The sequence below is a fragment of the Nitrospinota bacterium genome (genome assembly GCA_009873635.1).
Taxonomy (GTDB): domain Bacteria; phylum Nitrospinota; class Nitrospinia; order Nitrospinales; family VA-1; genus LS-NOB.
The window spans coordinates 19,439-38,107 of record WAHY01000001.1 but is presented as its reverse complement, the minus strand read 5'-3'; the positions used below and the strand labels follow the sequence as shown (position 1 = coordinate 38,107).

17 protein-coding genes are annotated in these 18,669 nt (G+C 40.3%); 9 read left to right on the top strand and 8 right to left on the bottom strand.

Annotated features, from left to right (window positions below):
* Positions 1–94 precede the first annotated feature (94 nt).
* The 3 genes from F3741_00200 to F3741_00190 all read right to left on the bottom strand — a co-directional run bounded on the left by F3741_00200 (position 95) and on the right by F3741_00190 (position 2,855).
* Positions 95–1,054, bottom strand: a complete 960-nt coding sequence (locus tag F3741_00200) for a glycosyltransferase (protein ID MZG29224.1) — start codon at positions 1,052–1,054, stop codon at positions 95–97.
* Positions 1,051–2,046 carry a hypothetical protein gene (locus F3741_00195; protein MZG29223.1) on the bottom strand — a complete coding sequence of 332 codons (996 nt, stop codon included), beginning with the start codon at positions 2,044–2,046 and terminating at the stop codon, positions 1,051–1,053. Before F3741_00195 ends, F3741_00200 begins: the two co-directional genes overlap by 4 nt.
* 173 nt (positions 2,047–2,219) lie before the next feature.
* On the bottom strand, positions 2,220–2,855 hold the full coding sequence (locus tag F3741_00190) for a hypothetical protein (GenBank protein MZG29222.1): 636 nt from the start codon (positions 2,853–2,855) through the stop codon (positions 2,220–2,222).
* Between the two features lie 164 nt (positions 2,856–3,019).
* Here F3741_00190 and thiO point away from each other — a divergent pair, with 164 nt between their 5' ends.
* From thiO to F3741_00160, 6 genes are all read left to right on the top strand, one after another.
* On the top strand, positions 3,020–4,132 hold the full coding sequence (thiO, locus tag F3741_00185) for a glycine oxidase ThiO (protein ID MZG29221.1): 1,113 nt from the start codon (positions 3,020–3,022) through the stop codon (positions 4,130–4,132).
* 12 nt (positions 4,133–4,144) lie between these two features.
* Entirely contained in the window at positions 4,145–5,485 is a 1,341-nt protein-coding gene (gene bioA / locus F3741_00180) for an adenosylmethionine--8-amino-7-oxononanoate transaminase (protein MZG29220.1), read from the top strand.
* A 29-nt stretch (positions 5,486–5,514) separates the two neighbouring features.
* Positions 5,515–5,886: a 6-carboxytetrahydropterin synthase gene (locus tag F3741_00175; GenBank protein ID MZG29219.1), complete on the top strand. Its 372-nt coding sequence runs from the start codon at positions 5,515–5,517 to the stop codon at positions 5,884–5,886.
* Between the two features lie 459 nt (positions 5,887–6,345).
* Positions 6,346–6,576: a hypothetical protein gene (locus tag F3741_00170; GenBank protein ID MZG29218.1), complete on the top strand. Its 231-nt coding sequence runs from the start codon at positions 6,346–6,348 to the stop codon at positions 6,574–6,576.
* A gap of 211 nt (positions 6,577–6,787) precedes the next feature.
* Positions 6,788–8,764: a potassium transporter Kef gene (locus F3741_00165; protein MZG29217.1), complete on the top strand. Its 1,977-nt coding sequence runs from the start codon at positions 6,788–6,790 to the stop codon at positions 8,762–8,764.
* Positions 8,765–8,792: 28 nt separating this feature from the next.
* The gene (locus tag F3741_00160; GenBank protein MZG29216.1) at positions 8,793–9,512 is read left to right on the top strand and encodes a phosphocholine cytidylyltransferase family protein; all 720 of its coding nucleotides are present in this window, start codon (positions 8,793–8,795) and stop codon (positions 9,510–9,512) included.
* A gap of 543 nt (positions 9,513–10,055) precedes the next feature.
* Here the strand turns inward: F3741_00160 and F3741_00155 are convergent.
* Both F3741_00155 and F3741_00150 read right to left on the bottom strand, forming a co-directional pair.
* On the bottom strand, positions 10,056–12,224 hold the full coding sequence (locus tag F3741_00155; GenBank protein ID MZG29215.1) for a PAS domain S-box protein: 2,169 nt from the start codon (positions 12,222–12,224) through the stop codon (positions 10,056–10,058).
* Between the two features lie 308 nt (positions 12,225–12,532).
* Positions 12,533–13,186 carry a pentapeptide repeat-containing protein gene (locus tag F3741_00150; GenBank protein MZG29214.1) on the bottom strand — a complete coding sequence of 218 codons (654 nt, stop codon included), beginning with the start codon at positions 13,184–13,186 and terminating at the stop codon, positions 12,533–12,535.
* A 457-nt stretch (positions 13,187–13,643) separates the two neighbouring features.
* Between F3741_00150 and F3741_00145 the strand changes: the two genes are divergently transcribed.
* Complete coding sequence (locus F3741_00145) at positions 13,644–14,165, top strand: DUF2059 domain-containing protein (protein ID MZG29213.1); 522 nt, start codon at positions 13,644–13,646, stop codon at positions 14,163–14,165.
* Positions 14,166–14,261: 96 nt separating this feature from the next.
* Here F3741_00145 and F3741_00140 read toward each other — a convergent pair whose 3' ends face one another.
* On the bottom strand, positions 14,262–15,068 hold the full coding sequence (locus tag F3741_00140; GenBank protein MZG29212.1) for a formylglycine-generating enzyme family protein: 807 nt from the start codon (positions 15,066–15,068) through the stop codon (positions 14,262–14,264).
* 152 nt (positions 15,069–15,220) lie between these two features.
* On the opposite strand from F3741_00140, the gene F3741_00135 reads away from it, so the two are divergent.
* Complete coding sequence (locus F3741_00135) at positions 15,221–15,568, top strand: hypothetical protein (GenBank protein MZG29211.1); 348 nt, start codon at positions 15,221–15,223, stop codon at positions 15,566–15,568.
* Positions 15,569–15,581: 13 nt separating this feature from the next.
* Here the strand turns inward: F3741_00135 and F3741_00130 are convergent, their stop codons facing one another.
* Positions 15,582–16,571: an L-histidine N(alpha)-methyltransferase gene (locus tag F3741_00130; protein MZG29210.1), complete on the bottom strand. Its 990-nt coding sequence runs from the start codon at positions 16,569–16,571 to the stop codon at positions 15,582–15,584.
* Positions 16,572–16,771: 200 nt separating this feature from the next.
* Between F3741_00130 and F3741_00125 the strand changes: the two genes are divergently transcribed.
* Positions 16,772–17,833, top strand: coding sequence for an iron-containing redox enzyme family protein (locus tag F3741_00125; GenBank protein ID MZG29209.1), 1,062 nt, complete (start codon positions 16,772–16,774; stop codon positions 17,831–17,833).
* Positions 17,834–18,137: 304 nt separating this feature from the next.
* Here the strand turns inward: F3741_00125 and F3741_00120 are convergent, their stop codons facing one another.
* Positions 18,138–18,650 carry a pentapeptide repeat-containing protein gene (locus tag F3741_00120; protein ID MZG29208.1) on the bottom strand — a complete coding sequence of 171 codons (513 nt, stop codon included), beginning with the start codon at positions 18,648–18,650 and terminating at the stop codon, positions 18,138–18,140.
* Positions 18,651–18,669 lie beyond the last annotated feature (19 nt).

Below are 18,669 nucleotides of genomic sequence, written 5' to 3'. Positions count from 1 at the left end.
AAGAAACTGTTGATAGCTGGTGCAACGCTTGCAAGTATATACATTATGAAAGTGGCCCCTGGACTCAAGCCAATCTTTAGTTTGCCGGGCAGGGTTATTGTATATTGTTTCCAGCCATAGGTTGATTGATCTTTTCTAAAATTTCACGGTCGCTGAAAACCACATCCACTTTTTCCCTTTGCCTCGCCTTGAGGATTATGGGCAGCCTTTTGAGTGCCATATAAAAGGCAATCCAGAACCTGCTCTTAAGGCGAAAAAGGTCACGGATCAAAAAAACAGGGATATAAAACAGGAATTGATTCGTCATGGAGCGATCAAGAATATTCTTCCAGACAAAAAGATAATTGTTGCGCGCTGAGATCAACCCAATCTGTCTTTTCTTTTCCTGTCTTGTGATGGTTGATTGCACTTTATGGTAGGCGATGGATTTGGGTTCATATAAAACCTTCCATCCCCTTTTCAGGGCACGGTATGAAAGGTCAATCTCTTCATAATATAGAGGGTGGTAAACAGGGTCGAATCCGCCAAGCTTTAAATAGCCTTCCCGGTCTACCATGAAGGCTCCTCCACAGGCAAACAGGGTTTGACTGTTATCATCCGGTTCCTTTTCGTAAAGATAAAAATGTCCATTACTAAAATAACCCCCACGGTTGCCATATAGAAATGTGGTTCCGTCAAAAGCGTAAAATTTTCCGCTGACAGAAAATGTGTCTTTGCCATCCTCAAAATGTTCTGCAAGATGGTACAAAGCATCTTCATCCAGCTTTATGTCATTATTCATAGGCATGATGAGGCGCGAACGGGACAAACTGGCACCAAAATTGTTGGCTCCATGGAACCCGTAATTGACGGGTGTTTTTTCTGCTCTTACGGCTGGGAATTCCCGGGCCAGAACCTCCAGGCTATCGTCGGAACTGCAATCATCCACCACCATGACTTCATAAGACCGTTTTTTGTCATAGGCAACGGCTTTGAGTACACTGGGCAGGCACTCCCGTAACAGTTCTCTACCGTTCCAGTTGGTGATGATAAGGGTGATATCGGGAATAGTCATGAAAGCATCTTATGCAAAGTTTCCAATATTTCTATTTCCCCGTTCAAGGGGACTTTATCCTTAACGGTCAAGCTGAGGGCTGTCTTGATGCTTCTGTCCCAGTTAGCTCGATAAAAATCTTCATCTTCTATAATAACCCCTGTTTGGGTTTTTGATAAATATTCACGAATTGCCATAAACTCATAAAAATCGTGACGTTCACAGGTGATAACCGGTTTATGGCTGGTAAAAGCTGAGCCGATTGTTGAATAGCCTCCTTTGGTGCACACCACATCTACACTGGCAATAAGGTCAGGAAAAGTGAACCGGTCATCCAGCCTATACAGGTTTGATGGCGGATTCTTAATTGGATCACGAGTCAGAAACAGGCATTCCTTATTTTGCGCAAGTTTTTCCCACTTTACGGAATCGGTGCCCAATAAACCCAGGTAAATGAAGACCAGGGTTTTATCTTCAAATGAAATCTCTAGATGTTGTTCAAGTTCTTTGCGTCTGCTCTGACCATTCTGTGCCAGGAATCCCACTTCTTTACTTTCTCTGTTTGCCGGTGGTGGTAAATGGCATTGAGGAAGGATCTGCAAATCAGCGCAATTATAATCTTCTGCCAGAGTTTCTAGTAACTCTTTATGCTTGTCCGCTCCGGGCAGGTGGCAGTAAATATCATGCCAGGTGAAGTTTCCTATCAGGATTGAGGGGATGCCAAGTTTGTGGGCAGCTTTCAATGGCATGCTGGCTACGTCAGAGAGAACTATATCTACCTGATTTTCCTGGAGCCATTTTTTTTCTGCGTCGACCCATGAGTGGTTTTGAAAATCTACTAAGCATTTGAATGTTTCCTCGGCATCTACTTCAAGGGAGTCTGAATGACAGCACCCTGTATCCACGGGCTGTGACAAGTAGCGAAAGGGTTTTTTAAATCCCAGGGAGAATAAAGACTCTGGAACTTTCGATTTTATATGGATGTCAAAGTCGTTGGATAACTGGTTGAGCACAGGTATGGACCGGGCGTAATGTCCGTAACCATGACTGCTGATATAGTAGGCTAGTTTCTTGATGGGGCCACTCCAGTGGCCGGGCCAGGCCCGGTAATGATAGACGTTGAAGTCTGCTGGCGAGCAACGTGTTGTGATAGCTCAAAAAACCGTTGCTTCCCCTGTTGTGGGAGCTATTTCTCTTTTGCCGGTTTGTAATCGAATTGGCAAATAGTACCTAATTGAGCAAAGAGGTTGCTCAATTTCAAATCAACATAGTCCTGCCGGGCTTCCCATGGGATTTTGTCAAACCCGCAGGCTGTCTCGATATAGTCTGTTCTTCCGAATCGAATGAAAAAAGCGGCAAACCAGCATTTCTTCATTTTAAAAACCCAGTTTTTTTCATCGGCTTTTTTATGTTCCAGCAGAAAATGTTTCCAGACATGAGTTTCATCAATTTCAGGCTGGTGATTCTCGATAAAAGTTTTAAAAGGGTTGTCAGACGCTTTCTCTTTCTCAATCATTTTATCGCGCTGGGGTTTTTTCCATGCGGCTAAAGCAGAGACGATTGCCTCCCGTGCTTTATCCATTCTAATATTCGCATCATCCAGTACGTTGTGCGCGTTATAGATAAAGGCGGCTACAGTGGTGAGGTATTGCTCTTCCTCGTCCAGTTCATCACCCTTTTCATATTCCCATATATCTATAAACCTTTTGCGGATGAGATCTTTATCAACTTCTGCACCTTCTACTTCCAGGTGCTCGAGAATGGGGTCAATACGTTGTCCTGTTTTTTCCGGGTTACTGCTTGTTTCTGTTTTTTCATTCATAATGATTTTTAGGGAAATACCCGTCGGGTTTGAGTTCTGGATAATTAATTAAATTTGCCAATTAGTTTTCTAAACTATCATAATCGGGTTTGAAGTGGCAAGTGACTTGATGTTATAAGGCGGGATTGGTTAATTCCAGAATTCAGGTGAAAAGGACCGGTTTTATGGGTAAAGAAAACTTTGATGTGGTGGTCATTGGTTCGGGGGTTATCGGCCATAGTATTGCCTTTCGAATCAAGCAGGACGCTCCAGAGCTGAAAATTGCTGTTTTGGGGGACCCGGTCAACTCACTTCAGGCATCTCGTGCTGCAGCGGGAATGCTGGCCCCATTTTGTGAGTGTGACAAGGCGGATCGGTTTTTCGGGTTTTGCCGGGATTCCCTGGATATGTTTCCAGAGTTTCTTTCAGAGCTTGTTTCAGTCAGTGAAGTTCCTGTCCTTTTTTCGTCAGCGGGTTCCTTGATGCCCTCATCCAATTACATCGAAACCTGGGAAGAGCGAAAAGGGTTTTTTGACCGCGAAAACATTCCGCATGAAATATGGGATGTGGAAAAAGTTCGTCAGGAAGCGCCTTTTTTATCGGAAGAATGTGGTGAAGTGATGTGGGTGGGCGAAGGGCAGGTTAATAACAGGCAGATGCACGACTCACTCATGCAGGCCTCCAGAAAACTGGGGACCCATGTTCTTGAGGCAAATGTTTCTGGTTTTATTCGAAACGGTTCGACCATTTCATCAGTGGCGACAGATTCCGGTAATATTAAGGGTGATAGGTTTGTTCTGGCATCAGGGAGCTGGTCTTCCCAGCTAGCCAGGGTGCTGGAGGTGTCGATTCCTTTGAAACCGATCAAAGGTCAAATGTGCAGGGTGCAGTTGGACGATAACTTTATGAATTATACAATACACGGAATGATGACTTATATCGCACCCTGGAGGGAGGGTAATGGGCTGGTGATTGGCTCGACCATGGAAGATAGAGGGTTTGACCCCTCGATAGAAGATGAAGTGATCGACCGATTGATAGAAAATGCCTCTAGAATCCTTCCTGATCTCAAGACGGCACCCTTGATCGAATCTTGGACAGGCTTGCGTCCCGCTGCTGAAGACCTGATGCCTATAATGGGAAGAAGCTCGAAGTATGAGAACCTGTTTTATTCTTCCGGTCATTATCGCAACGGAATATTATTGACTCCAAATCAGGCGAAATATATGTCTGGAGTAATCAGAGAAACCATAGATGATGAAATCCCTGAGTTTTCTCCCACCCGATACAATCTGTGAAGAGGCTGTTTTATGAACGATGCAATTAATTCAGACCTTGTTCGCGACTTTCATCGGGTATGGCACCCATGCACTCAGCATAAGGACTATGAAACCACTCCGCCCATACTGGTTGACAGGGCAGAGGGCATCTATCTTTATGACAAGGAAGGAAAGAGGTATTTGGATGTTATCTCTTCTTGGTGGGTGAACCTGTTCGGCCATAATAACCCCAGGCTCAATACTGCTTTAACCCGACAGTTGGAAAAAATGGCACATGTGATGTTTGCGGGTATAACCCATCAGCCCGCCATTGATCTTGCAGATTCTCTTGTGAATCTTTCTCCCACCGGACTTGAGAAGGTATTCTTCTCCGATAACGGTTCCACGGCGGTAGAGGTGGCTTTAAAAATGAGTCTGCAATATTGGCAGGAGAAAGGGGAGCCGCAAAAGGTCAGGTTCGCTTACCTCAAAGGCGGATATCATGGTGAAACCCTGGGTGCTCTATCTGTATGCGGGCTGGATATTTTCAGGACAAAGTTTGAAAAGGTTCTTGCAGGACAGTTGCCAGTAAAGGGCCCGGACTGCTTTCGCTGTCCTTATGGGTTGCAAAGGCAAAGTTGTAATGCTGAATGTTTTGAGCCGATGGAAAAAGCTTTGAATGAAAACTTTAATACTCTTGCCGGGGTAATCATAGAGCCTTTGGTGCAGGGTGCTGCGGGTATGATGATGTATCCACCGGTTTATCTGAAAAAACTGCAAACGCTCTGTGAGACATTGGGAATCCATTTGATCTTTGATGAAATCGCTGTTGCTTTCGGGCGTACAGGTTCTCTTTTTGTTTGCGGGGAACACGATCTTAATCCGACTTTTTTATGTCTGTCTAAAGGAATCACTTCTGGCTATCTTCCTTTATCGGCGACGCTGACCACTGAAGAAATTTATTCGGCATTTTACGGTGAGCATCGAGATTTAAAACTATTCATCCACAGTCATAGTTATTCGGCGAACCCTCTTGCCTGCGCTGTGGCCAATGAAACATTGAATATGCTTACGGAAAACAATTTTCTTGCTACGCTTAAACCCAAAATCTCAGCCATTAAAGAATGTGGAAAACAGTTTGAGGGAATAGCGGGAGAATTCAGGCAGACTGGAATGATCGCTGCTGTGGAACTGGTCAATAAGAATAATGAAAGATTTCCCTTTGAAGAACGTGTGGGTTACAAGGTGTATCTGGAAGGATTAAAGCGAGGACTCTTCTTACGTCCATTAGGAGATGTGGTCTACTTCATCCCGCCTTTGATCATCAACGAGGAAGAGATAGAGTATATGTTGAACACGGCTCATGAATGCATTCATGCGGTTGTTGGATAGATGCTTGTTAAATTTGATTGGAGTAAAACATGTATGAGGTTACTGTTAAAACAGGTTTTTCCGCTGCTCATCAACTCAGGCTTTATGATGGCAAATACGAAAACCTGCACGGTCATAACTGGTCGGCCCAGGTTACAGTTGAAGCTGACGAACTGGATACAATGGGAGTCGGTATCGATTTTGTGAAATTAAAACAGATGGTAGAAGAGATACTGGGCAAACTGGACTATCAAAACATCAATGAAATACCCCCCTTTGATGAACTTAATCCCTCTGCTGAAAATATTGCCCACTGGTTGTTCCATGAACTCAAGGAACAGGTCAATTCTCAAACCACGCGTGTGAAACGGGTTGAGATCTGTGAAATGGAAGGGTGTGGAGCCAGCTACTTTGAATCCTAAAATAGCCCTGCCAGGCAATTTCCCTCTCTTGCGGCCGTAAGATTCAGCCCCTTTAGGCTCCTTCTTTTGTCGTCGTTCTCCCCGCCTAATAATAAGTCATTTAAAATCAATATCTTGGTGGTTCTGTTGACAGGGTTTTCCCCTTCATTCCGGACTATGTAAACTATTGTAAAATAAGGTTTAGTTATTTTTAGAGACAATGTTGGAATAAAATTTTTTAGAAAAAAGTTGACAAAAGCTATTGATTTATTTATAGTTATTTCATTCTTTTTAAATTCTTTGGAGTTTTCGGTCGCATTTGCGGGGGTTTGATTTTTTTTAACCAACTCAAAATCCTCTCAGAGAGTTATTCGTGTCTGACCAGACTGAAGATTCCGTTCATATTGCCGATGGGTTAGTGGAGAAAGTTTCCTTTTGGAAATTGTTTTTACGCAACCATTTTTTTAGGGGGATCGGATCATGAAAGACCCGGTAGCCGACTTTTGGGGAAATATTGAAAACGCTTTGGATCAGGGAGGATTTCAGTACATTCTCGAGGATCTGGTACAAAAGGTTCGGAAGGGATTGGATGATTCTTCCATTACAGCCCAGTCTATCGACAGACAAGATTCCTATTCGGATATAGCTGCTATAGCACAAAAAGACGGGTTGGAAGACTTTGCCCTGGCCCTTCGTTTTGCTAACGAATAAAAATTAAGCACCATACACCAATTCGGGATACGTCCAGAGTCCCGTTTGTTTGACCTCAGGTTCATTTGAAAGCCCCTGTTCCAGTCAGGAGGAATGGGGGTTTTCTATTGTTTGATAACTCTTCTTTCCTTAAATAGAATCAGTATAATACCTGCAGGGCTTTTGTCTGAATTGATCAGTTACTGTTTTCGGCGGCTAGCGGGATGAATATATGGTTCATTTAATAGAAGATTTAGCCGTATTATTGCTGGTTTCCCTTCCGATCAACCTGTTTTTCCACAAAATCAAACTGCCCTCTGTCATGGGCTACCTCATTGCAGGGATCTTGATAGGCCCTTATGGTTTGAAGCTGATCTCCGATGTCGCATCTGTAAAAGAACTGGCTGAAATTGGGGTCATCCTTCTTCTTTTTGTAATAGGGTTGGAATTTTCTCTTGGACGTCTGCTGAAAAACCTGACTTCGGTTCTAGGTGTTGGGGGTCTGCAACTGGGATTGACAACTGTTTTTGTCTGGTTTGTTTTTATGGAAATGGGATTCCAGCAAAACCAGAGCATAGCTTTTGGCTTGATAGTTGCGTTGAGCAGTACTGCGATTGTCCTGAAAATGATCACTGATCGTGCAGAGATCGATACTTTGCATGGAAAGATATGTATCGGTACCCTTCTATTTCAGGATTTATGCGTGGTCCCCATCATGTTGCTTTTTCCCCTTCTTGCACAGTCAGAAGTCAATTCTGGTGCGGACTTTACAATAGCCATGGTTAAGTCATTGGCCGCTGTGGTTGCAATATTTTTTCTTTCCCGGCTGATTGTTCCCAAGGCGTTGATTTGGATAGCACGGGTCGGCAATAAGGAACATCTTACACTGTCAGTATTATTTATCATTCTGGCTACAGGCTGGGTTTCACAGAAAATGGGCTTGACCCTGGCGATGGGTGCTTTGATAGCTGGCATGATTATCTCCGAGTCCGAGTACAACCACCAGATCATTCTAGATGTTCTTCCTCTAAGGGATTACTTCAGTAGTATCTTCTTTATTTCAGTCGGTATGCTTCTTCAAACGCAGGTTCTGATGGATTCAATCTGGCTCTGCCTGGAATTTTTTGTTCTGCTGGTACTTGCTAAAGGAGGGCTGGCTTTTCTGTCCTGTTTACTGGTCAGGGTGCCTGTGCGGATTTCTTTTGTGGTTGGGATGAGGTTGGCGCAGGTGGGGGAGTTCTCTTTAATCCTTTCAGCTATGGCGATGGATCAGGGGTTGTTTGATCCTCATCATTATCAGTTACTGCTCCTTGTTTCGATTCTTTCAATGCTTTTTGCTCCTTTGTTGATACAGGCATCTTCGGTGTTTTCCATGAAATTGTTTTCCCAATGGAAATCTGCAGAAAACGATTCGAGTCCAAAACCTGTGTCTGAACTTAAAGATCATGTCATCATAGTGGGATATGGACTCGGAGGCAGGACACTTGCCCAGGTGCTTCTTGAAACGCAGACTCCTTTTATGGTTTTGGATCTGAACGGGGAGCAGGTTAAACGGGCTTTAACAGAGGGTATCACCACCCATTATGGTGATTGTACTCATGAGGAAACTTTGAACCGGGCTGGGTTGCAGGACGCAAGGATGATCGTTTTTTCAATCCCGGATTATACGGTAACAGAAAGATCCGTGCGCCTTGCCAGAAAGATTAATCCTGAAGTCAAGATAATGGTTCGAACCCGATTAACGGAACAGGTTGAGGAACTTAAAACTGCCGGAGCGGATGAAGTGATTCCGGAAGAATTTGAAACTTCCATAGAAATTTTTTCGCGGGTCCTCAAGGACTACCGCATTCCAAATAATATTATTGAACAACAGGTGGAATTGATCAGGTTGGAAGGTTATAGCATGTTCAGAGGCTTGTCATTAAATTCCGAGAGCCTGAAAAAATTTTCCACATACCTTACAGCTACCCTTACAGAGTCCTATTTAGTTTTGCAGGAAAGCTGGGCACGTGAGAGAATGCTGGGTGATATAAATATTACCGATCGAACGGGAGCTGTGGTCATTGCGGTAGTTAGAAATAACAAGGCTCACCCTAATCCCGATTCTGAGTTTACCGTGATGTCTGGAGACACTCTTATCCTTTTTGGAAGCCACTTGCAACTGGACCGGGCTATTGCTTATTTGAAGTCTGGTCAGGATTCCGGTTAAAAATTCTTCAGCCCATACAATCATTTTGATGAATCAAGTTATCACCAAGGCAGTTATCTTAGCAGCGGGAATGGGTTTGCGGCTGAAAGAAATCGGCGAGCATATGCCAAAGGGATTTATCCGGCTTGGAGAAACTCCTATTATTGAGCATTCCTTGAGAGCTTTGATTGCCAATGGAATTCAGGAAATATTGATCGTTACGGGTCATAAAGCTGAGTATTATGAAAATCTAAAGGAGACATATCCAGAAGTAATAACGGTTAAAAATGACAAGTATTCCGAGACTGGAACCATGTATTCACTCGGGTGTGCTAAGGAATTTGTTGATAGAGATTTTATTTTGTTGGAATCCGACTTGATATATGACCCGGATGCAATAGCAGAAATTATTCGCACTCCTCACAAAGACTGCCTTTTATTATCGGGAAAAACGAATGCAGGAGATGAGGTATATGTGGATGCGGTCGAAAATCGTGTGACAGGTATTTCAAAAGAACGGGATAATATTAAAAACCTGGTTGGAGAGTATGTTGGCATTGCTAAAATTTCTCAACAATTGTATGGCAAGCTCGTGGAATGTGCGGGATCAAACCAAACACTTAGTTATGATATGGGTTGTATGGTAGAGGTTGCTGATGAACATAAAATATCGTTTTTGATGATTGAAGATCTTCAATGGGCTGAGATCGACAACCTCTCTCAAATGAATCGGTCTCAGAAAGTTTGGAAGAGAATAAAGGCCAAGTGACTATAATTTCCAGTGAAATCTTATAGCTTTGTCCTGTTCAATAAATGTGGCCCACTGGCTAATTCTTAAAATTTAGTTTGTCATGTGTTTTATGCATGTTGTTATATCTCAGGAACTGGTGGCGATGTTTGAGAGCTGGGGTTGTGATAAGTATTATGACTTATGACTGCAAGACTAAGTTGAAAATAAGCAGTTTTTACTTAATGCCATAAAAATATATTATCTTTCTCCTTCCAAACATCCTGTCTGTTACCTTCTGCTCTCATCCTTTCTGGATTTGCTCCTATCCCGTTGTAGATTGATTTTTTAAATAATCTATGTGCATATAATCTCGGCTCGTTGGTCATTACCTAAAGGAATAGGATGAGGATCTCCAGCAACGAATGCGGGGTTAGACTCGCATTGGTTACAACAAGTACCAGAAGTAGGGTCAAAAGTTGGATTAGGATCGCATTGACCACCACCATGGGTAAATTAAGGAGATCTCTGTAGCAAAGAGGATTATAAAATTTACTTCGTGGTTGGTTGATTAGTGGATTCGAACTATTTGTTATTATTTGATTTGGGAATTGTAACGTTTAACAGAGTACCTTTATCAGTTAATGCATCGACTTTAAACTGACCATTCCATTGAAGAACACGTTCACGTATCCCTAATAACCCTAAAGAACCTGAATCACTGACTTTCAAATTATCTATCCCAATACCGTCGTCTTGGATAGAAAGGATATAATCACTTCCATTTTCAAAAAATTCAATTTTAACGTTACTTGCCTGAGCGTGGCGTGAAATATTTGTAAGTCCCTCCTGTAAAATCCGGAATAAATCTGTGGACAAGTCAGGATGTAGCTGGGTTTTATCAGGTTGAATATTTAACTTACATTTTACATTAGTATTCTCCGAAAACTTCTCAGACTGAAATTTAATAGCCTCAGGAAAGCCCATCACATCAAGCGCCTGCGGCCTAAGTTCTGTTGAGACCTTACGTATGGTTTCAAACGAATCATTCAGAAGTAATTTAATGGATTTGAATTTTTCATGAACCGAAGGCTCAGAGAAACCAGTGCGAATTCTTTTTTCTAGCCAAGACAGGTCAAGCTTTATTGCAGTTAATGTCTGTCCCAGGTCATCATGGATTTCTCTTGATATTTTTATTTTTTCATTTTCAACAGCACTTTGTAGTTTATTGTGCAAACTCCTCAACTCCTCGCGTGATTTTTTAAGGGTAATTTCAGATTCTTTCAGTTTACTTGTTCTCGATGCCACTAATTCCTCAAGGTGGTTACGGTAAACTTCTAATTCCTTCTCAGCATTTTTCTTCTCTGTAATATCCTGTCCAACACCTACTACACCAACAATTTGACCCTGTGGATTCCTTCTGGTAGTAGCGTTGAGAAGGACCACGACCCTTTCACCACCTTTAGTAAAAAGGGGGACCTCGTAGTTTGAAGTCTCATTACCTTTCAGAGCCTCATTTAAAACTTCCTGTACTGACTCCTTAAACTCTTCAGTTATTCTCGTTTCAACCAGGTTGTGCCCCATAACCTCATCCTTAGTAAACCCGGTTATCTGTTCTACCTTTTGATTCCACTCATTAACATTGCCATTTGTATCAACTCCAAATATAGGAGCATTTGCAGTATCAATAAGCTGTGTAAGCTCCTTACTGATACTCTCCATTTCCGATCTAGACTGGTCCAACTCTGTAATATCCATGATCGCACCCGTCATAACGAGCGGTATGCCGTCCTTGTCCCAAACTGTCTCGCCACGATCATCCCATAATCTAACAACACCATCTTTTCTTATAATTCGGTATATTTCATGCCATTTCACATGTTCTTTATGATGTTTGCTTAGGTTGTCCATTACTCGTTTGCGATCGTCGGGATGTATAATTTCTTCAAAGGCTTCAATAGTTCTTGGAAATTCGTTTTGCTCATAGCCAAGAGTTGTGTCGATATCTCCAAACCATTTATGCTCTCCGTTAATAATGTCCCACTGCCAAGAGATGTCATACGACAATCCTGCAAGGACTCTAAGCCTATCTTCACTCTCGATTAACATTTTTTCCGCTATCATTTTCTGCTTAAAATATTTCCAAAAAAGCAGTAATACGGAAACCCAAATGACTAAAAGACTAACTATAAGGATTTGAGAATAATAGCGGAAAGTTTGCTTATATTTTAAAACCTTTTCTTTTGTTTCAAGCTTAGCACCTTCTAAAAACCTGCTAATACCATTCGAATAAATTTTTTTATATTTCGCATAATCACTACTTAACAAGATGCTTTTTGCATTTTGAGGATTGCCTCGACTTACCTCTAAAAACGCATTACGTTCTAAAGACACCAACACATCATTGGAATCTTTTGTTTCTGATATAAATCGTTGCAGGTTGGTTTTTGAGGACAAGGCTGTGGCTTTATCAATAGCAATTTTCAATTCAGGCTCGTAGATGTTATAACGATCTTTCCATTGTATTTCTCCCGTCAAGATATAAGAGCGGGCGGACATAGTTAGCACTTCATCTAAATAAAGAATCCTATCGCTCAATTTATTAATTGAAGCGTGTATTGCTAAAGAATTCTTTTCTTTAATATAAAGTTCCCATCCGATATTAAAAAAATAAATTATTAGAGACACAGTGAGAAGCATTGTTGTTGCTAGAAGTAACAATGGCTTTTTAAGTTTTAACTTTGATTGATGCATAAGCAGATATAGATAGTTTTATCTGAAGTTAGAGCCCAATTCTTTAGCTTGAGTTGTAGTATATCTTATATGCGGTAGGATAATCCCTATTATTGCTTAATTAGCAGGCTTAGGTTACTTAAATTATTGAGATCCAAGGAAGGGATGACTTAAAGTTTCATCCAACGAGCTTGTGGTATCGGCCACCAACCCCGGAAATAATAAAGATTATACATACTAGTATGACTTACAAGAACTAAATCTTCAATCTGGTATATAGAGTGGGGTCTGATTGAAAATTTAGGGAAACCAGATGGGAGGTTATTGATTTACCCAAATTTATACTCTGTGTCTGAGATCCATATAATGGGTATAGGTAAAACTGTATCTTGGCTTAAAAATGTGGTTTCAATTTGATCCTGGGTGAGATTTTTTGCATTTGTGAGGTTTGCTCCTGAAATGTCAGCATGATTTAGATAAGCGTTTTCAAAATTAACATCAGTAAGATTGGATCCGGACAGGTCTGCGGCAATTAGATCCGAATTTGTGAAATTGGCACCCGAAAGATTGGCGTTGGATAGAAAAACTCCTGTCATATTTGTATCACTGAGATTGGCATTTATAAATTGTGCATTTTTTAAATCTGCACCTTCAATATCTGACTCACGTAGGTTGGCATGGGAAAAGTTGGCCGAACTTAAATTTGCTTCGACCAAATTAGCCTGAGTCAGTATAGTATTCATAAAGTTCGCATTCAGACCGCGAGAACGGTAAAGAAGAGTTCTATGCATATGAGCTCCCTCAAAGTTTGCGGAGCTGAAATCGGCTTCACAGAGGTCAGCTTCGCATAGGTCCGAATTTTTTAAGCAAGCTTCGATAAGAACCCCAGTACTTAGATCTGCTTTTTTTAAATCAGCTCCCGTAAAGTCTTTATTTCGCAGGCTTTTTTTTGAGTTTTCTGCTTTAGATTTTTCGGTGTTCATAAAAAAATTAAAAGATATAAAGAGTATATGAGTTCTAGGCTAATTGCAGAGATATGTTTCGTCAAGGGGTTAATCTTCATAAACTATGATGTTAGTTATTAAAGTCCATGATAGTCTGATTGTTAAAATCTTTTTTTAATAAGCTAGATAATATCTGGGAATGGTTTTAACAAAACCCTTATTAAATAAGAATCGATCCTGAAGCGTAATAATTTATTTGCTGTGCATATAGGTTGAGAAAATTTGTTGGGGATCAATTTAAATATGCAAAAAAATATCTTTTTTCCTGCTAGTTATATGTTTTTTAAAAGGATAAATATTGGGTGGTTATTCTAATTCAAAATAAAAATTTTAGAGCCAAAGAATATGAACTGCTTAATTTAGGTTTTGCTTACCGAAATATCTTAATTATACAAGTGCAAATAAGGAAATTTTTTAATCAATATTTGAGGGGTGTATGGAATTCTTAAAAAAGAGAAAGTCAATAATAGTGATTTTAGTTTTTCTGCTGTGCGTGAATACCAATCCATCTTTTGCTAAAAATGAAAAAGAGAGAGACATTGAAAAATTGCTTAAGGTGTCCGGAATTCTTGATCAGTTGACTTATATGCAGGACACCCTCATGAACTCTGTATCATTAATGGTGACTGGAACATTCCCCAATGTTCCTGAGGCTTTTTGGGGGGAATTCAATCAATTGATTGGAAAAAAGGAAATGGATGATCTGGTGCAACGGGTGATACCGGTTTATGACAAACATATGTCCCACGATACGATAAAAAAGCTTATCACCATGTTCGAGACACCTTTCTGGAATGACTGGAAAAAAAAGATGCCTCTGATCAGCCGGGAAGCGGGTGTCATAGGCAGTGAGTGGGGCAGGGAACTTACTCAGTCTAAGGCATTCAATATGAGATTAGATGGTTTGATTGAGAAACACGAACTGAAAAAGTTGAACCCTCCTAAGGATAAAGAATAGACTTTTATTATCTTTTTTGTCGAGTATTCAGTCTCAATGAATTAAGAGGTTTTCTCTTTAACAGTATAGGTCTTGTTTTTGCTGAACTTTCTATATTTAATTTTTATTGTGTGTATAAGCAACTCTAAACCCATTAATATGATGTCGATGATCTGGTAAAGCACGATATCGGGTATGTGACTTTATATGACTGATCAGGTTTGCCTGCGATCCTCCTCGCTTGACTTTTAAGCGTCCAGTTTCAGGGCCTTTTGGATTTTGAACTGGGCTGTGTTGAAAATAATCTTTGGAAAACCAGTCCTCAACCCATTCCCACACATTCCCCAACATATCATAGAGTCCAAAAGGGTTTGGTTTTTTCAACCCCACCGGGTGAGTTTTATAATTAGAGGTTCCAAAATACCACACATAACTATTATCAATTTTATCCCCCCAGTAAAATTGAGATTTGGTTCCGCCTCTTGCCGCATATTCCCATTCTGCTTCAGTTGGCAGGCGGTATTTGTTGGTATTTTCAGCTTTGTTTAGTTCTTTGATAAAACTTTTGGCATCATTCCATGAGACTCTCTCTACAGGTCGAGAGTCTCCAGAAAATTTTGAATAATTATTTGGCATGAATTTCATCCATTGGGCCTGCGTGACTTCAAATATACCTAAATAAAACTCATCCACACATACCTTATGAACGGGAGATTGAAAACGGAAACCATCTTCAGTACCCATACTGAAGCAACCGCTATGAATTTGAATGAATTTCATGCCGGTGGAAGGAGAGATCGATTGCTTCTGCGTGGTGTTACTTTCTTGGGCAAAGATGGGTGTAGCCATAATTAACAAAGAAAAAAAAATAATTAACGACAGTTCTCCAATGTATTTAGGTTGTGATTTCATAAAATGTAACATGTAGAGTAAGTTGAAAGTTATTTTATATAGGCGAAACACTTATAATATAATAAGTTATCGCCTATTATTTAAAGGGTTTTTTGCCGATATTGGGTGTCTGCTACTTACCGCTATACTCTTGATCAACTTTATTTTTATGCGAGAGGTAAGTTATGCGCACCACTATTTTTTGTTTGTTGCTAACATTTGGAGTTTTTGTGAGCTTAGGACAGGCAAAACCCCAAGCGATATCACTAGAGCTATCGAGGCAAGTGCCTATGAAGATTTATCAAAACTCTAATATAGCAGTGCGCAATACCTTTCAAACAAATTTATATGATTTGACAGTAACTAAACCACCCTTTCTCAAAGAGATAGTTTCTGTTTCAAAGTTTTTGCCAGGACAATCCTTTGACATTGCTTTTTCAAAATTAGGATCTTACGAGATTTGTTTCTCGAAAGAAAATAATAAGGCCCGTACTTGTCTGCGATTGAATGTTGTAAAGCGGTTAGCTGCTTGAATTAAACTCCTGTCTAGCGAGCAATCCTCCAAATAGAATCCACAAAGTATTTTTTAACGTCAAATAAGTTCTCAACAACTTCAAATCCATTTTCAAGAGCCAGACTTTCCACTTCCTCAAGTGTGTATTTAAGAGACTGCTCGGTTTTCATCGCCTCCCAGGCTCTAAAATGAAATTCTTTATCTAACTCTTTAATATAAACATTTTGATTTCGTGTGCTGTATAGGTAGCTTTCAACTGTACGTGTTATTGGATTGTATTGCCCTTGTTGCACAAAGTGGTCTTTATTGAAGTTTGCCTTAAGTCGCTGATTGATGCGGTCCAGCATGTGTAGATTAAACTCTTCAAACAACTCATTATTGTAGGCAGAGTATAGTATTTTGGGGTCTTTCATAAGATCAAACCCGATTAGTAAAAAATCTTTTTGCCCCATTGATTTTTTCAAGTTGTTGAGAAATGAACGTGAATTGTGTGGATCCATATTGTTTAAGGTAACTCCCAGAAACAGGATCAGGTTTTGATTTGATTCGCTTTTCGTGATAGATCTTAATCCTTCGAAATAATCACCGGCTAGTCCAGTAACCTTCAGATTTGAGTTGGCGTGTTTCTTTTTTAGAATGTGAACAAGGTTGTTGATGGCACCTTTAGAAATGTCTATAGGAAAGTAGTGAAAGTTTAGTTTGCTTAGTAAAAAATGCTCAATGAGAATTTGGGTTTTGCATCCGTCTCCAGAGCCCAGTTCAATCAGGTTGAAACAATCATTATGTATAAGTTTCGCGATATTAGTTTTATGATTGTTTATAATTTCAAACTCACAAGCGGCAGGAAGGTAGCCTGCGAGCTCTGTTATTTTTTTAAAAATTGCACTTCCTGTTTCATCAAAAATCAACCATGATGGCAGACACTTGTTATCCAGTGATAAGCCTTTATCTACCGTGGCAGCAAACTGTTGCTCAGGGGAAAATGTATCTGGCGCGGAACTTAGAATTTTTGTTTCAAACAATTAAGATTTCTCCTTCACATTGTCTGGTGCGTTTGACCTTGTTATGTGTGTTTGTTATATTACTTATCTCTATACCCTTTTACATCTTTTTTATTGCTTAAGAAATCACTGTGGTTCGACTCTTGCCATGGCTAAGGTGTGAATTGGTTTTTCGTTATGGCACAAACAAAACCTAACTCTAACCTTGTATTTTCAACCCTATGAGACTTTATTCTCAAGAAGAATTTGTAACCCTTGAATATTCACATCAGGAATTGGAGGATGAATTTGTAGATTTATTGGAGTTAGGTAATCTGGATCTGTATTTTTCCCAAAACCCGAATAGGGCTGAAAACTTAAAGTTTAAAGTAAAAGCTCTTTTTTCAGATGCATTCACTGAAAACGAAGGTTGTTCCCAGGCGCACTTGTTTTTGCAACGGATCTTATACCGCATAAACAGATTGAAGTTCTTTTGGTATGACCCATTGGATAATTACTCAAACGAGGACTCGGTATTTCTGTTTACTTTGCGTAAGGAAATTGAAGATGCATGGCAGAATTGGGAAGATGATAATTCCACCAGAATAGATCGTGTAAACCTTATTGATGTTTTAAGAACACGTGTTAAAGAAGACTTGCAGCCCAATCTTTCTCCGGACGGTCTATATATCCGTGATGAAATCTCTGAATCTGGATATAAACTTTTTCTGGCAATTGCCTCTCTTGATGGTCTGGTGGAGGCAAGCCAACTTTCACGAATGTTGGGGGGAGTCGGGAACGAGGTCCAGACAATGTTGGCCAGAATTTTATGGGAAGAATATGGAAGCGGAAAACTCTCTAGAAAGCACTCTACTCATTTTGCGACCATGTTAGAAGAGTGTGATATGGATTCCAGGCCGGAAATATATTTTGATTGTGTTCCCTGGGAAGTATTGGCAAATATTAACCATAGTTTTTTTCTATCAGAGAGAAAAAAGAACTTCTTACGATATATTGGCGGTTTATTATACACAGAAGTTTCTGTGCCTGCTGCATTCCAAAACATTAAAATGGCGGGTCACCGTTTAAATTTAGGTGATAAAAGAACCAGCTATTGGGATCTTCATATTAGAGAGGATATCCGCCATGGGCAGTGGATGCTTGAAGATGTTGCACTGCCATTGATTGAGAAATATCCTGAAAACGGGTGGGATATGGTTAAGGGATATGACCAGCAAAAGTATATCAGTTCTCGCGCTACTTCATCGATTGTCGAGTCCATTCGACATTTTGAAATTTCCTAAATATCTCTTTTGCTAATTATGGCTCGATAAAGTCTTTACTCTTGAGTTTCAGTGCGTTAAGACAGTTATTAAGAGTTTGTCGGTCTATTTCCTTGTGTAGAAAAATGAAGAACCAGTAAAAAGATAAAGTCAGGATTGTGCATATACTTTTATAATATTTGGTTTGTAATATAAATAAATGATTACACGGCATAAAGGTGTAAACATATTTCTTTGTATGTTTATTCTGGGTGGATTTATTTTTAGCTGATCTAAGCTTATAAAACGGTGACTGGCTGATTTTGCGGGATACTAAGATATATCTTCAAAACTGCAGGAGAAAGTCATCGTCTATTTCTTCTTCGAGATAATCTGGTAATCGGGTAGATTTATCTGTAAGAGCTAAGCTTATCTGGGTCGCTGTCAAGCCTGTCGCAGAGGTGAGGTTGGCTCCCTTAAGGTTGGTTTGATTGAACAAAGTATCTTCATTAAATTGTGCACCTTCCAAATTGGCATTCTCAAGATCAGTATTCTGAAGGTCTGACTCCAGCATACCGGCCCCAGATAGATTGCAGTTTTTCATCTGGGTATTACGTAGACAGGCCTCTTGCAATTTGGCCTTACTCATGTCTGCTCCTTCCAGATTAGCTCCTGATAAGTTTGAAAACTGGAGTTTGCACTCTTTAAGGTTACTGTTGCTAAGATTTATATTTTGTAATTTGGCACCTCTTAAATCTGCCTGGGTTAAATCTGGTTGTAATTCCGGGTTTTTGGTTCTCCATTCATTCCAGCTACTGATACCGTTTTTAATAAGTTGGAAGTGCTCTTCGTTTGCCATGTTCTATCTTTTGGTTGGA

Excerpts from the sequence above, each read along its gene's own strand:
- F3741_00200 (MZG29224.1), bottom strand. The coding sequence starts at position 1,054 with ATGACTATTCCCGATATCACCCTTATCATCACCAACTGGAACGGTAGA.
- F3741_00190 (MZG29222.1), bottom strand. The coding sequence starts at position 2,855 with ATGAATGAAAAAACAGAAACAAGCAGTAACCCGGAAAAAACAGGACAA.
- thiO (MZG29221.1), top strand. The coding sequence starts at position 3,020 with ATGGGTAAAGAAAACTTTGATGTGGTGGTCATTGGTTCGGGGGTTATC.
- bioA (MZG29220.1), top strand. The coding sequence starts at position 4,145 with ATGAACGATGCAATTAATTCAGACCTTGTTCGCGACTTTCATCGGGTA.
- F3741_00175 (MZG29219.1), top strand. The coding sequence starts at position 5,515 with ATGTATGAGGTTACTGTTAAAACAGGTTTTTCCGCTGCTCATCAACTC.
- F3741_00170 (MZG29218.1), top strand. The coding sequence starts at position 6,346 with ATGAAAGACCCGGTAGCCGACTTTTGGGGAAATATTGAAAACGCTTTG.
- F3741_00165 (MZG29217.1), top strand. The coding sequence starts at position 6,788 with ATGGTTCATTTAATAGAAGATTTAGCCGTATTATTGCTGGTTTCCCTT.
- F3741_00160 (MZG29216.1), top strand. The coding sequence starts at position 8,793 with ATGAATCAAGTTATCACCAAGGCAGTTATCTTAGCAGCGGGAATGGGT.
- F3741_00155 (MZG29215.1), bottom strand. The coding sequence starts at position 12,224 with ATGCATCAATCAAAGTTAAAACTTAAAAAGCCATTGTTACTTCTAGCA.
- F3741_00150 (MZG29214.1), bottom strand. The coding sequence starts at position 13,186 with ATGAACACCGAAAAATCTAAAGCAGAAAACTCAAAAAAAAGCCTGCGA.
- F3741_00145 (MZG29213.1), top strand. The coding sequence starts at position 13,644 with ATGGAATTCTTAAAAAAGAGAAAGTCAATAATAGTGATTTTAGTTTTT.
- F3741_00140 (MZG29212.1), bottom strand. The coding sequence starts at position 15,068 with ATGTTACATTTTATGAAATCACAACCTAAATACATTGGAGAACTGTCG.
- F3741_00135 (MZG29211.1), top strand. The coding sequence starts at position 15,221 with ATGCGCACCACTATTTTTTGTTTGTTGCTAACATTTGGAGTTTTTGTG.
- F3741_00125 (MZG29209.1), top strand. The coding sequence starts at position 16,772 with ATGAGACTTTATTCTCAAGAAGAATTTGTAACCCTTGAATATTCACAT.
- F3741_00120 (MZG29208.1), bottom strand. The coding sequence starts at position 18,650 with ATGGCAAACGAAGAGCACTTCCAACTTATTAAAAACGGTATCAGTAGC.